General features: G+C 66.6%; 11 protein-coding genes and 1 pseudogene. 1 reads left to right on the forward strand and 11 read right to left on the reverse strand.

Going from position 1 to position 14,306, the window contains the following annotated elements; translation table 11 throughout:
• Positions 1 to 20: 20 nt before the first annotated feature.
• The 6 genes from folC to BDW41_RS01360 form a co-directional block, all read right to left on the reverse strand.
• Complete coding sequence (folC, locus tag BDW41_RS01340) at positions 21 to 1,313, reverse strand: bifunctional tetrahydrofolate synthase/dihydrofolate synthase (RefSeq protein WP_074547256.1); 1,293 nt, start codon at positions 1,311 to 1,313, stop codon at positions 21 to 23.
• On the reverse strand, positions 1,310 to 1,921 hold the full coding sequence (locus BDW41_RS01345) for a GNAT family N-acetyltransferase (RefSeq protein ID WP_074547255.1): 612 nt from the start codon (positions 1,919 to 1,921) through the stop codon (positions 1,310 to 1,312). Before BDW41_RS01345 ends, folC begins: the two co-directional genes overlap by 4 nt.
• A gap of 3 nt (positions 1,922 to 1,924) precedes the next feature.
• Positions 1,925 to 2,329: a ketosteroid isomerase-related protein gene (locus tag BDW41_RS01350; RefSeq protein ID WP_074547254.1), complete on the reverse strand. Its 405-nt coding sequence runs from the start codon at positions 2,327 to 2,329 to the stop codon at positions 1,925 to 1,927.
• 85 nt (positions 2,330 to 2,414) lie between these two features.
• Positions 2,415 to 2,573 (reverse strand): hypothetical protein, encoded by a 159-nt coding sequence (locus BDW41_RS23475; protein ID WP_199179045.1) that lies wholly within the window; start codon positions 2,571 to 2,573, stop codon positions 2,415 to 2,417.
• A 97-nt stretch (positions 2,574 to 2,670) separates the two neighbouring features.
• Positions 2,671 to 4,959: a heavy metal translocating P-type ATPase gene (locus tag BDW41_RS01355; protein ID WP_074547345.1), complete on the reverse strand. Its 2,289-nt coding sequence runs from the start codon at positions 4,957 to 4,959 to the stop codon at positions 2,671 to 2,673.
• A gap of 152 nt (positions 4,960 to 5,111) precedes the next feature.
• Positions 5,112 to 5,537: a MerR family DNA-binding protein gene (locus BDW41_RS01360; protein WP_074547253.1), complete on the reverse strand. Its 426-nt coding sequence runs from the start codon at positions 5,535 to 5,537 to the stop codon at positions 5,112 to 5,114.
• A 588-nt stretch (positions 5,538 to 6,125) separates the two neighbouring features.
• Here BDW41_RS01360 and BDW41_RS23620 point away from each other — a divergent pair.
• Positions 6,126 to 6,335, forward strand: a pseudogene (locus BDW41_RS23620) (M13-type metalloendopeptidase); the annotation flags it as partial.
• Positions 6,336 to 6,413: 78 nt separating this feature from the next.
• Here BDW41_RS23620 and BDW41_RS23625 read toward each other — a convergent pair.
• The 5 genes from BDW41_RS23625 to BDW41_RS01390 form a co-directional block, all read right to left on the reverse strand.
• Entirely contained in the window at positions 6,414 to 7,538 is a 1,125-nt protein-coding gene (locus BDW41_RS23625) for a serine hydrolase domain-containing protein (RefSeq protein WP_146217280.1), read from the reverse strand.
• A 300-nt stretch (positions 7,539 to 7,838) separates the two neighbouring features.
• Positions 7,839 to 8,333: a phosphate-starvation-inducible PsiE family protein gene (locus BDW41_RS01375; protein ID WP_083337540.1), complete on the reverse strand. Its 495-nt coding sequence runs from the start codon at positions 8,331 to 8,333 to the stop codon at positions 7,839 to 7,841.
• 104 nt (positions 8,334 to 8,437) lie between these two features.
• Complete coding sequence (locus BDW41_RS01380; protein WP_074547251.1) at positions 8,438 to 9,934, reverse strand: efflux transporter outer membrane subunit; 1,497 nt, start codon at positions 9,932 to 9,934, stop codon at positions 8,438 to 8,440.
• Complete coding sequence (locus BDW41_RS01385; RefSeq protein ID WP_074547250.1) at positions 9,931 to 13,116, reverse strand: efflux RND transporter permease subunit; 3,186 nt, start codon at positions 13,114 to 13,116, stop codon at positions 9,931 to 9,933. The genes BDW41_RS01380 and BDW41_RS01385 overlap by 4 nt, the downstream gene beginning before the upstream one ends.
• Positions 13,113 to 14,246 carry an efflux RND transporter periplasmic adaptor subunit gene (locus BDW41_RS01390; protein ID WP_233496731.1) on the reverse strand — a complete coding sequence of 378 codons (1,134 nt, stop codon included), beginning with the start codon at positions 14,244 to 14,246 and terminating at the stop codon, positions 13,113 to 13,115. Before BDW41_RS01390 ends, BDW41_RS01385 begins: the two co-directional genes overlap by 4 nt.
• Between the last annotated feature and the right edge of the window lie 60 nt (positions 14,247 to 14,306).

Genomic DNA, 14,306 nt, shown 5'->3' on the forward strand with positions numbered 1-14,306 from the left:
ATACCTGCCCTGACCGCCGCTCAGGCCGAATTCCGTCCCGCCGATTCAGCAAGCACCGCCGAGGCGACGAAAAACGAGCCGAAGGCGAGCACGCATTCGCCCGGCCGTGCCGCGGAGCGCGCCGCATGCAAGGCGGCGGGCACGTTCGGATGCGCGTCGAAAAGCGCGCCGGGCACGACCGACTTGAGCAGGCTGACGAGCACGTCGGCAGCGAGACCGCGCGGCGTGTCCGCGTCCAGCCCGGCCAGGTGCCAATGCGCGATGCGCTCGCCCAGCGCCGCGATCACGCCGGCCACGTCCTTGTCCGCCAGCGCGCCATAAACCGCGTGCACGCGGATGCCCGGCCGCGCGTCCAGCCATTCGGCCAGCGCGCGCGCCGCCTGCGGGTTGTGTCCCACGTCCACCACCAGGGACGGATCGCCGCCCAGCCATTGCAGGCGGGCGGCTACGTGCGCCGAGCGCATGCCGGTGGCGGCAACAGCGGTGAGATCCATGGCGGCGAAACCGGCGTCGACACCCTGCAACGCATGCAAGGCCGCGATGGACGCCGCCGCGTTGGCGTACTGCACCGGCGCCGCCAGCGTCGGGTCGGGCAGCGACAGGCTGAGCCCGTCACGGTGACGCCAGTGCCAACCCACGGGTTCGCGCTGCACGGTGAAATCCACACCCGCACGCTCGACGCGGGCGCCGATGCGCTCCAGCGCCTGCAGCAGTCCGGCCGGCGGATCGAGTTCGCCCACGATGGCTGGCCGCCCTTCCCTGGCGATGCCCGCCTTCTCGCCGCCGATGGTGTCGCGGTCCGGCCCCAGCCAGTCCATGTGATCCAAGTCGACGGTAGTGATTACCGCGACGTCGGCGTCGATGATGTTCACCGCGTCCAGCCGGCCGCCCAGGCCCACCTCCAGCACGGCGACATCCAGCGCCGCGCGCGAGCACAGGTCCAGCGCGGCCAGCGTGCCGAACTCGAAATAGGTCAAGGGAATCTCGCCGCGCGCCGCCTCGATGCGCTCGAAGCTCGCGATCAGCGCGTCATCGTCCGCGTCCTGGCCGTCGATGCGGATGCGTTCGTTGTAGCGAAGCAGATGCGGCGAGGTGTAGCAGCCCACGCGCAGCCCGCCCGCCGACAGCATCGCCTCCAGCATGGCCACCGTGGAGCCCTTGCCATTGGTGCCGCCCACGGTGATCACCCGCCGTGCGGGAGTGGGCGCCCCCATGCGCTGCCATACCTCGCGCACGCGTTCGAGCCCCAGCTCGATGCTGCGCACGTTCACGCGCTCCTGATAGGACAGCCATTCGTCGAGAGTACGGATCATGGGCGGTCGGGGTTCTCGTCCAGTGGGCGCAGCCAGAAGCGCAGGCGATGGGGCGTGGATTGAAGGGCCTCGGTCTCGGTCCAGTCCAGCGTGCAGAACATGTCGTCCTGCCGCCGGTAACCGCGCTTGATCCAGAAGGCGTCGTTGGAGCGATAACCGGCCGGCTGGCGCGGATCGTTCGCGGCGCGTTCCACCGCGCAGAAGGCCGTCCACCGATAGCCCGGCAAGGCGCGTGCGTGACGCTCGCGCGCATCGAAGAAGCGATGCCCGATGCCCTGCCCGCGGTACGGCGGCAACAACACGGACTCGCCGAAATAGAACACCTGCCCCAGCGTCATGCCCTGTTCGACAAAGGGCTGCTGGATGGCCGGAACCTCATCGACCAGCGGGATGCCCGTCGAGCAGCCCACGACCTCCTCGCCGTCCAGCGCCAGCACGAACACACTGCGGCGCGAACGCGCATAGGCTTCCAGATAGCGCTGCTCGTACGCCATGTCCCCGTCGTACAGATAGGGATAGTCGCGGAACACCGCGATGCGCAGCCGGGCCAGCGCCGTCAGGTGTGGCCGCACCGCCTCGCCGATGCTGGTGAGGATGCGCACGGCCATGGCTCAGCCGGACACCTGCGCGATCCAGTCCTGCAGGTTGTAGTAATTGCTGATGCGCGCGATGCGTCCGTCGCGGAAGTCGAAGAACGCGCCGCCCGGCAGCACGTAGCGCTGCCCATGCGCGGGCGGCAGGCCCTCGTCGTCGGCCAGGTACTGGCCATGCACCACGTATTCGGCGGCGGCGCGCGCGCCATCGGCGTGGGCCATCAGCACGATGTCGCGCAGTTCCTCGCGATAGCAGCGGTTCATCCGGCCGAGAAACGCGCGGAACGCCTCCCTGCCCGTTTCGCGATGCCCCTGGTTGATGTCGTGCGCCACGTCGTCCGTCAGGCAGTCGAGCATGGCTTCCCAGTCGCCGCGATTGAAGGCGTCGTAGTAACGGGAGACCAGGGCGATGCTGGAGGACATGGCGCTTCCTGCTAAAGAGGGGCGCACAGCTTAATGCATGTGTCGTCGCGGCGATCGTCAACCGCCCCTATGCAGGCGCTGCGCCTCAAAAATGCACGCCGCTCGCCCGCAGCGCCCAGTACATGCCGAACGCGGTCCAGAACATTTTCTTCAGGGCGCGTCCGGCCAGCAGGGCCACCAGCAGGCCGAGCAGGAGCGGCATGTGCTTTTCCAGGGTGCTGCGCGTGTCGTTGATGATGTTCATGATGAAGTCCTCCCGCACCCCATCGGTGCAGGCGGATCATCCGCCCTGCCCGCGTCCGCAGGCAGGGCATGGCGTCAGCCATCGCGGGTGACAACCATCACAAGGCCGCGCGGCGCAGCCGCAGGGCGTTGCTCACCACCGACACGGACGACAGGCTCATCGCCAGTGCCGCCACCATGGGCGAGAGCAACACGCCCATCAGCGGGTACAGCAGGCCCGCCGCCAACGGCACGCCCACCGCGTTGTAGACGAAGGCGAAGAACAGGTTCTGGCGGATGTTCCTCACCGTCGCTTGTGACAAGGCGCGTGCTCGCACGATGGCGGTGAGCTCGCCCTTCACCAGCGTGACCTGCGCGCTTTCCATGGCGATGTCGGTGCCGCTGCCCATGGCGATGCCCACGTCCGCCAGCGCCAGCGCAGGCGCGTCGTTGATGCCGTCGCCGGCCATCGCCACACGCCGGCCTTGCGCACGCAGCTGCCGGATCACCGCCGCCTTGTCGGCCGGCGAAACATCCGCGTGCACTTCGTCGATGCCCAGCTTGGCGGCGACGGCCTTGGCGGTGGTGCGGTTGTCGCCGGTCAGCATCACGATGCGCAGGCCTGCCGCGTGCAGGTCGCGGATCGCCTGCGGCGTGCTTGCCTTAACGCGGTCCGCCACGGCGATCAGTCCGGCCAGCGCGCCATCGACGGTCAGGAACATCACCGTGGCGCCTTCCTCGCGCAACGCATCGGCTTTCGCCGTCGCCGATGCGTCTGGCTGCACGCCGGCGTTCGACAACAGGCGCAGATTGCCCAGCGCCACGGCGTGGCCATCCACTTCGCCTTCGACGCCAGCGCCCGTCAACGTGCGGAAGTGCGTGACGTCCGGAACAGCCAGCCCTTCCGCCGCAGCGCCCGCAAGAATGGCGCGCGCCAGCGGATGCTCGCTCGGACGCTCCAGCGCCGCGGCCATCGCCAGCAGCTGCGCGCGCGGATGATCGCCCAGGCTCACCACATCCTTCAGCGCGGGCTTGCCCTCGGTGAGCGTGCCGGTCTTGTCCACCACCAGCGTGTCGATGTCGCGCAGCGATTCGATGGCCGCGGCATCGCGGAACAACACGCCGTTCTGCGCCGCACGGCCACTCGCCACCATGATGGAAATCGGCGTGGCCAGGCCGAGCGCACACGGACAGGCGATGATCAACACCGACACCGCCGAGATCAGCGCATAGGCCAACTTGGGATCCGGCCCCAGCCATGCCCACAGCGCAAAGGCCAGCACCGCCACGCCAACCACCGCCGGCACGAACCACGACGCGACGCGGTCGGCCACGCGCTGCAGCGGCGCCTTGCTGCGCTGCGCCTGCGCCACCAGCGTCACGATCTGCGACAGCATGGTGTCCGCGCCCACCTTCTCGGCGCGCATCAGCAAGGCGCCATCCTGATTCACCGTGCCGCCCGTGATGCGATCACCTTTGACCTTGCCCACGGGCAGCGGCTCGCCGGTGAGCATGGATTCGTCGACATGGCTGCTGCCATCCAGCACCACGCCATCCACCGGCACCTTCTCGCCCGGACGCACGCGCAACGTGTCATCGGCGTGCACGTCTTCCAGCGCCACGTCGTGCTCGCTGCCATCGGCATCCACGCGGCGCGCGGTTTTCGGCGCCAGCTCCAGCAAGGCCTTGAGTGCGGCGCCCGTGCGGCGGCGTGCGCGCAGTTCGAGGAAATCGCCCAACGTCACCAGGGTAACGATCACCGCGGCGGACTCGAAGTACACGCCGACGCGGCCGTGCATATCGCGGAAACCCGCCGGGAACAGCGACGGCACCAGAAACGCCACCGCGCTATACAACCACGCCACGCCCGTGCCCAAGGCAATGAGCGTGTACATGTTCGGCGACCACGGCTTCAACGATTGCCAGCCGCGCGCGAAGAACGCCGCGCCACCCCACAGCACCACCGCCGTGGACAGCAAGGCCTCGGTCCACGCGGCCACGCCATCCCAGGGCGACGGCAGATGCCAGCCGAACAGATGCGGCCCCATCGCCAGCAGGAACACCGGCAGCGTCAACGCGACCAAAGTCCAGAAACGTCGCGACATGGCGCGCAACTCGTGGCCGTCGTCCTCGTCGAGCGTCGGCATCATGGGCTCCAGCGCCATGCCACACTTCGGGCAGTGCCCCGGCCCCACCTGCTGCACTTCCGGATGCATCGGACAGGTATAGATGGCCCCGGCGATGGCTGCCGTCGGCTGCTTGGGCGGATGGAGATAACGCGCGGGATCGGCGAGGAACTTCTCCTTGCAGCGCTGGGCGCAGAAGTAGAACGTCTTGCCATCATGCCCGGCCTGGTGCCTCGCGGTGGCCGGATCGACGCTCATGCCGCACACCGGATCCTTCGCCATCGGCGCGCCATGGTCGTGATGCGCATGGTCGTGATGCGAGTGCTCGTGGTGATGCGCGTGTTCCGAAGCCGCGCCATTTCCGCCGCAGCAGGCTTTCTTCGCTTTCGCCTCCGGTTGCCGCTTCGTGCTGCAGCAGGCATGTTCTTCCGCGCTCATGCCTCGCCCTCCACGTCCGTCAGCGCCTTGAGGATCGGGCACTGTTCCGGCGAGCCATGGCCTGGGCAGGCGTCGATCAGCTGTTCCAGCCCATCGCGCACGCGGGTAAGTTCCGCGATGCGCTCGTCGATGGCGGCAAGGCGCTCCTGCGCGCGCTTCTTCACCGCCTTCACGCCACGCTGGCGATCGGCGGACAGCGTCAGCAGGTCACGGATCTCTTCGAGCGTGAAACCCAGATCCTTGGCGCGCCGGATAAAACGCAACTGCCGCACCGCGCCCTCGTCATAGCTGCGATAACCGGACGCCCGCCGCAACGGCTCCGGCAGCAGCCCTTCCCGCTCGTAGTAACGAATGGTGTCGATCGCCACGCCGACGCGTCGCGCGACAGCACCGATGGTCATGGAGGTGTTGGGAGTGTTCATGGGGCTTAGTCTAGACCTTTGATCAAGGTCTAGAGTCAAGCGTTTTGGACGCGTTGTTGTTGTCGAGGGCCCTTAACCGTGGCACTGGCGCCTTTAACCTTGGCACCGGCCCCAGCTTGGACTAGCTGACTCTACCGCGATAACTGACGAATTGCCTGCCGACCTCGTTGCGAGCGTCCCCACTAGAGCAGCGAGACATTGGTCGATAGCGCCGTCACTGGGCCGAAATTCGCCCGTAACGATGACACCAAGGCACTCATTCGGGCACGCCCTGCTACGAATTCTTAGCTATATCAACCAGTTCTGCGCGGTGACAGAGTTAATGGACTACGACAGTTGTCGAGATGTCGAGGGTCCTTAACCTTGGCACTCAAGCCCATTACCTTGGCACTGGCGCTTAATGATGGCACTGGCTGCCCAAATACGAGGCTTCCCGCGATAACACGGGCTAATCGCCCTGCTCGAAATTGGCCAATCAAACCGTGCGGCCTACCGCGACGCAGTATCATCCGCCGACGTTCGCGCCAAGCGCCTAAACAACTCCTTCACGATGGCGTACTTGGACTCCTCACCAGGCGTCCTATACAGATGCCTGCCCAGTACAACCATTACGAACTCGCGTCCGGCCGTCCTTTCAATGGTGAACTGACTATCGGCGAGAACATTGCCGACACTTCAGGCTTGGCGATCGCGCACGACGCCTATCAGATGGCGCTTGGGCATCAGCCAGCGCCCGTCCTTGACGGTATCACCGGCGAGCAACGCTTCCATTTGGGCTTCGACCGAATCCGGGCATCGGAACCCATCACAGCGCAGACGGCCATTAACCAAGCCCTGGCCGACACGCATGCGCTCGACAGCTACGCTTCTTGCCCTTTACGCCTGCGGGGTCGCGGCGAACATCGCCTCGGCAAACAGATCGATGGTCTTCTGGCTGAGATCGGTATTGTTGAGCAACACCAGGGAGGTCTGCCCGTCGAGCCGGTGAGCCAACAATGAGCGATAGCCATCCAGACGACCTGTTTCCCAGGCGAAGTCGTGGGGCGTACCGTCGACCTGTATCTTCCTGATGCGCCCGCCCAGCGCATAGGATTGGGTCGGCACGAGAATCGTGCTCAAGGCTTCTCGCGAGGCGGCGCTCAGGAACGATGCTCCATAGACGCCTTCGGCTGCACGCACAAGGTCAGTCGCAGTGCCGCAATAACCGCCTGATGCGACCATATACGCGAGCTGCGGATTCATTTTTCGTATCGGCGGTTCGATCGATGCGTAACCGGCGGCAACCTGCGCCCGGGCCTCTTCGGTATAGCGCGGAAGGACATGTTCCAAGCCCAATGGTGCCAGCGAGAGAGTGTCGATGGCGGCGGCGAAATCCTTGCCGGTGACGCGCTCGACGATGCCCTTGACCAGGATCCAGTTAGTGAGGTCGTAGGAGAACCGGCTGCCAGGTTCAAATGCAAGGTCTCCCGAACAGAAGGCTTTGATGGCCTCGTCGGTGGTATACGACTTGGTCCACATGCCCGGGTCGATTTTCGCCAGCGGTGTGAAGCCATTGGGAATGCCGCTGCTATTGGACAGCAGGTGTTTCAGCTTCACCCTGGCACCCGTATCGGGTCGATAGTCTGTGAGGTAATCGACGATGGAGCCATTGAGTGCCAGCCTGCCTTGATCAACCAGCCGCAGCACTGTCACCGAGACGATCCATTTGGTGATGGAGGCCAGTGGATAGAGCGTGTCCACCGTGGCGCGGCGGCCGGCCTCAACATCGGCCATGCCAAAGGCCTCTGACAACAGCACGCGCTGATTGCGCACGAGATGGATGACGCCCTGAAAGTTGTTGGCTTTGACAAAATCGTCCACCGTGGCGCGCACGCCCTTTGTCGTCGCAGCATCAGTTGCCAGCAGCGATGGCGCCAACCATGCGCCGACGAGTGTGCCCGCCATGCCACTTACGAAACGCCTTCTGCTCACCATCGCGCTCTCCGACTCCTTGGTGCGCACGCACCCATCGAAGCATGCTTATCGTGGCTGGCAGGTGAGTCGGTAAGTGCCAGAAGTTGGCCGAAGCCGATCTTTACGTAACTCGTCAACGTCGACGATTGCCGCGTACAGGCGTACCTGCGGGCGGGTCTGTTCGCTCGAGCGGATGGCTGCGAATGACCATGAAATCCCTATGTCACGATCTGCGGGAACGGCCCTGCAGAAAGATGTCCCTGTTTTGGCCACGCTCATGGCGAGTGATGGCAAGCAAGACGCTTGGACGCCCCGACTATGAGGAGAGCCTTCGACAGGCGCACGAAATCATTGAAGCCGCACGACGGTATCCTCACGACTGGCCTCGTCCGAGGACACGGAAGCCACCCCTAGTGCGAACCGGCCCCCCCCGGAACCACCTTCATCGGTATACGGCATGCGGGTATGCCCGTAGCGCACCAGCAGCACGGCCGCGGCCAGTACCAGGATCGCGCCGGCTTCCGCCAGGATGACCCACGGCGACACCTCGCTGGTGTTGAGGATCAGGTGGCGCGATATGGCGACCATGGCGATGTAGAGCGGTATGCGTACCGGCAGCCGCCCGACCCGCCAGTACACCGAGCTCATGGTGACCACTTCGAGGTAGATGAAGAGCAGCAGCAGGTCGCTCAGGCTCACGCGGCCGGTGCGCCACATGTCGACGATTTCCTGCATGCCCGCGAACAATGTGGCCACGAGCACGATCACCAAGCCGGCATGTTCGATGATCGAAATGACCTTGCTGCCTAGCTGCTTGACGTCCAGCGATACCGGGCTTGTCATGACGCCCCCGCTACTGGGTGGATGTGCGCACATCCTATCGCACGGCCGGGCCTTCATCCTCAACCCGGCCGCATCCACCTTCGCTGCTTTTTACCGTGGCGGCCTCACGGGCCGTGTCCACTCGCTGTCCCGGAATCGTTCCTGGCGCCCTGCTCTGCAACGCTTTCGTCCGTCGGCGTGCCCATGGCCTGATACAGCGCCGCGGTGTCGATCAGGCGCGCGGCGATGGCCTGGATCGCCTGCACGCGCGCGTTCTGCCAGCCCTGCTCGCCGGCAAGGGTCGCGGGATAAGACGCCGAACCCAGGCGATAACGCCGCTGCGCATCCTGGAACGACTGGCGCGCGGAAACTTCGCCACTTTGCGCGGCCTTCAACGCCAGCGCATCCTGATCCAGCGCGGTAAGCGTGTCGGCTACGTTCTGGAAGGCGCCAAGCACGGTCTGCCGATACTGCGCCTTGGCGGCCTCGTAGCTGGCGACGGCGGCGTTGCGCTGCGCGCGCAAGGCGCCACCGTGGAAGATCGGCTGGGTAAGGCCTGCCGTGGCGCCCCAGATCGTTCCCGCGCCGGTGAACAGCTTGGCGCTGTCGAACGCGCCCGTACCGAAGGAGGCGGACAGCGACAGATGCGGAAACATATTGCCGGTCGCGACGCCGACCTGTGCGGAAGCGCCGCGCACCGCCGCCTCGGCGGCCAGCACGTCCGGGCGCTGGCTGAGCAACTCCGAAGGCACCAGCACCGGCACGTCGGCGGGCAGATTCAGGCTGGCCAGCGGCAGCGGCGCGGGCGCCTGGTCCGGCGTGCGGCCGAGCAGCACGGCAAGCGCGTGGCGTTCGCGCAATGCCTGCGCGCGCAGGCCCGGCAGGCTGCCGTCGATGGACGCCGCGTTGCGCTGCGCGGCCAGCACATCCTCCTGCGCGGCCGCGCCCAGCCGATGCGCCTTGTCCGCCAGCTCCACCTGCTCGCGCGCAAGTGCTGACAAGCGTTCCGTCGCACTCACCTGTTCCGCCAGCGCCGACGCCCGCACGGCGGTGATCACGATATTGGCGGCGAGCGCACGCTTGGCCGCATCGAACTGGTAGGACTGCGCATCCACCTGCGCCGCCGCCTGCTTCACTTCGTTGCGTGACACGCCGAACAGGTCGAAGTCGTAGCTCAGCTGCAGCTGGCCCGCATAGACGTCGTAGATGTTGGTGGGCCTGCCGAAGTTGGGCAGGCCCAGCGCGCGCTGGCGGCCGGCCTGCGCGCCAGCGTCAAGCGATGGCCACAGCGCCTCGCCCACCTGGGCGCGATATTGCTGGCGCACCGATTCCAAAGTGTGGCGCGCGGCTTCCAGCGAAGGGCTTTGGCGCAGGCCCTCGTCGACCAGCGCATCCAGCGCGCTCGAACCGTAGGCTTTCCACCATTGCGGCACGGCGCGCGTGCCGAGGGTGAACGTTTGCGCGACGCCGTTGGCTTCGGCACTGGCCGTGGGCGTCGGCGACACGGTGTAGCTCGCCGGCTCCGGCGCCTTGGGCGGCCGTGCCGGTGGCGCGAACGAACAGCCGGCCAACGCGACGGCGACGCCGAACGGCAACATGCGCGGGGCAAGAAAACGCATCATGGGGTGATCTCCTTGGCCGGCTCGTCGGCGCGCACGCGATACCACGCGGCATACAGGGCCGGCAGATAGAACAGGGTGAGCACCGTGGCCACGGTGATGCCGCCCATCAGCGACGTGGCCATCGGGCCGAAGAAGTTGCTGCGCAACAGCGGAATCAAGGCCAGCACGGCGGCGGCCGCCGTGAGCGTGATCGGCCGGAAGCGCCGCACGGTGGCGCCGACGATGGCTTCCCAGCGCGGATGGCCTTCGCGGATGTCCTGCTCGATCTGGTCTACCAGGATCACCGAGTTGCGCATGATGATGCCGAACATGGCGATGGTGCCCAGCATGGCGACGAAGCCGAACGGTTGGCGGAACACCAGCAGCGACACGATCACGCCGATCAGGCCCAGCGGCGCGGTAAGCACCACCATGAAGGTGCGGCCGATGCTCTGCAGCTGGATCATCAGCAACGTAAGCACGGCGATGCCCAGCAAGGGCATCTGCGCATTGATGGAGCCCTGCGCCTTCGCGTTCTGCTCCACCGAGCCACCCACTTCGATGCGATAGCCCACCGGCAGCTGGCCGCGCAGCTCGCCCAGTTTCGCGTCGATGGCGTTGGTCACGTCCAGGCCCTGCGCACCGTTGCGCGTATCGGCCTGCACGTTGATCGAAGGCTGGCGATCACGCTCCCAGATCACGCCGTATTCCAGCCCGTAACGCACGTGGCCCAGCTGGGCCAGCGGAATGGCCTGGCCGTTGGGCGTGGGCAACGCCAGCTGCTCGATCTGGTCCGGATGCACGCGCTCGTTCTTCGGTGCGCGCAGATCTACCGCGATCAGCTTGTCCCGCTCGCGGTACTGCGTCACCGTGGTGCCGGACAGCGACATCGCCAGAAAATCGGCCACGTCCTGTGAGCTGACACCCAGCTGGCGCGCACGGGCCTGGTCGATCTCGAAGCGCACCGAGCGCTCGGCCGGCTCGTCCCAGTCGAACTGCACGTTGCGCGTGCGCGGGTCGGCACGCATCACCGCGGCGACCTTCTCGGCGATGCCGCGCACCGTGGCGATGTCATCGCCATCCACGCGGAACTGCACGGGAAAGCCCACCGGCGGCCCGTTTTCCAGGCGGCTGACGCGCGTGCGCACGGCGCTGAAGTCGCGCGACAGCACGCCATCGAGATAGCCCGCCAGCGCTTCGCGTTGCTTCACGTCCTTCGCGGTCACCACGAACTGCGCGAAGTTAGGCTGCGCCAGCTGCTGGTCCAGCGGCAGGTAGAAGCGCGGCGCGCCGCTGCCCACGAAGCTCACGTAGTTGGCGACTTCCTTGCGGTCCTTGAGCACGCCCTCCATGCGCTTGACCTGGGCCAGCGTGGCATCGAACGAGGCGCCTTCCGGCAGCCGCAGATCCACCAGCAGCTCCGGACGGTCGGAACTGGGGAAGAACTGCTTGGGCACCAGCCCGAAGCCCGCCATCGACACCACGAACAAGGCCACCGTGACCACCAGCACCAGCACGCGATGCTTCAGGCACGCATCGAGCACGCGGCGGAAGCGCTGATAGAACGCCGTCTGGTAGATATCGATATCGCCGCCGTGCGCCGGCGCCGTCAGCGCCTTGGCACGCCGCGCCTCGCGCCAGCGCGCAGGCAGGAACCGCGCCCACCATTCCTCGCCCGGCCGGGGCCGAGCGTGATGTTCGGGCAGCATGTGGTAGCCCAGCAGCGGAATCACGATCACCGCCGCCAGCCACGACACCAGCAAGGCGATGGCGGACACCTCGAAGATGGAACGCGTGTATTCGCCCGTACCGGATTTCGCCAGCGCGATGGGCAGGAAACCTGACACCGTCACCAGCGTGCCGGTGAGCATGGGGAACGCCGTGCTGGTGTACGCGAAGGCGGCGGCGCGCAGGCGGCTCCAGCCCTGCTCCAGCTTCACCGACATCATTTCCACCGCGATGATGGCGTCGTCCACCAGCAGGCCCAACGCCAGCACCAGCGTGCCCAGCGACACCTTGTGCAGGCCGATGCCGAACAGCTCCATGCACAACGCCGTGGCCGCCAGCACGAAGGGGATGGAAATCACCACCACCATGCCCGTGCGGAAGCCCAGGCTGAGCAGGCTCACCAAGAGCACGATGGCCACGGCTTCGGCCACCGACTCCAGGAAGTCATCCACCGAATGCGACACCGCATGCGGCATGCTGGTGACTTCGTTGAGCTTGAGGCCGGCGGGCAGGCGCTTCTGCAGGTCCACGGCGGCCTTGTCCAGCGCCTTGCCCAGATGGATCACGTCGCCACCGGGCTGCATGGTGATGCCGATGCCCAGCACCGGCTGCGACATGAAGCGCATCTGCTGCGTGGGCGGGTCGTCGTAACCGCGTCGGATGGTGGCGACGTCACCCAATCGGAAGCTGCGCCCGTTGACGCGCAGCAAGGTGTCCTCCAATGCCGCGACGTCATTGAACTGGCCGCTGGGACGCACATACACGCGGTCGTCACCCGTGGTGATCACGCCCGCCGACGCCACCGCGTTCTGCCCGTTGATGGCCTGCGCGATCTGCTGCGGCGTAACGCCCAGCTGGGACAGTCGCGCATTGGCGATCTCGATGGTGATGCGCTGGTTCTGGTCGCCCAGGAAATCCACCTTGCCCACGCCCGGCAGGCGCAGCAGCTCCGCGCGCAGCTGATCGGCGTAGTCATGCAGTTGGGCCGGCGAGAAACCATCGCCTTCCAGCGCATAGATATTGGTGTAGACGTCGCCGAACTCGTCGTTGAAGAACGGCCCCTGCACGCCCGGCGGCAACTGCGCGGCGATGTCGCCCACCTTCTTGCGCACCTGATACCAGGTGTCGGGCACGCTGGACGCCGGGGCGGAATCCTTGATGTTGAAGAAGATCAGCGATTCGCCCGGGCGCGAGTAACTGCGCAGGAAATCGATGGACGGCGTCTCCTGCAGCTTGCGCGAGATGCGGTCGGTGACCTGCTCCTGCACCTGCTTCGCATCGGCGCCGGGCCAGTAGGTCTGCACCACCATCACCTTGAAGGTGAACGGCGGGTCCTCCGATTGCGACAGCCGGCTGTACGACAGCATGCCGAACAACGCCACCATCACCATGATGAAGAACACCAGCGACTGATGCCGCAGCGCCCAGGCCGAGAGATTGAAGCGGCCTTCCTCGTGGGGAGCTGGCGCCGTCATAGCGGGCGATCCTCGGGATGCGGCGGATCGATCGGCGCGACCTTCTCGCCGGCGCTCACCGTGTGCACGCCCTGCATCACCACGCGCTCGCCGGCCTTGATGCCGCCGCCAACCAGCACCTCGCGCTCGCCATAGCGCAGCACGGTCACGGGGCGCAATTCGAGCGTCATGTCCGACGGACGCACCACCCACACGGCTGGCCGTTCGCCCTGGTGGAACAGCGCGGTGGCCGGCAGGCGCACCGCCGGCCCCGCCTGCGGCGCGGTCTGCAGCGCCACCATCACGGTCATGCCCAGGTGCACCTTTGGGCCAACATCGTCCAGCGCCAGCTTGACGCGATAGGTGCGACTGGCTGGATCAGCGGCCGGCGCGATGTCGCGCACGTGCGCCGTCAACGGTTGGCCGTCCGCCGGAGAAAGCGTGACGCTCACTGGCTGGCCCGCCCTGATCTCGCCGATGCGGTTCTCGGGCACATCCACGAACACGTCGCGCTCGCCCGACCACGCAAAGCCGAACACCGCCTGCCCCGCCGCCAGCACCTGCCCCACCTCGGCCTGCTCGCTGGTGATCGCGCCATCGCGATCGGCCACCAGGCTGGTGTAGTGATGCTGGTTCTGCGCCAGTTCCAGCTGCTGGCGCGCCTGCACCTGCGCCGCCAGGGCGGAGGCATAGGCATCGCGCGTCTGCTCCAGTTGCAGCTGGCTGATCAGGTTCTCCTTGGCCTGCGCTTCGTCGCGGTCGCGCTGCCGGGTGGCGAACGTCAGCCGATGCTCGGCCGCGTCCAGCGCGGCGCGGGCCGCGGCTTCGTTCTTGCCGGCATCGGCGTCGTCGAGACGGGCGAGCACCTGCCCCTTCTTCACGTTGTCGCCCAGCCGCGCCTCGCGCGACACCAGCTGGCCGGCGACGCGGAAGGACAGTGGCATCTCGTAGCGGGCGTGGATGTCACCGGGAAAACGCAACACATTGGCACCGTCCGCCGCCGGTGCCGGCATGGCGATGACAGGCCGCGCCGCCTCGGCATCGTGGGCGTGCTGCCCACAGCCGGAAAGCACGGCAAGCGCCGCCGCCATGGCGAGCCACGCCAGGGATCTGCGCGCCGCACCGCGCACGGGAAAGTCGGGAAAGGTCACGAGCCGGTCCTGATGGGGAAGTGGGGATTTGAGGCACGCCAGCCAGGCCGCGCCCGCATT

The sequence above is a fragment of the Dyella sp. AtDHG13 genome, assembly GCF_003201105.1.
Lineage (GTDB): Bacteria > Pseudomonadota > Gammaproteobacteria > Xanthomonadales > Rhodanobacteraceae > Dyella > Dyella jiangningensis_B.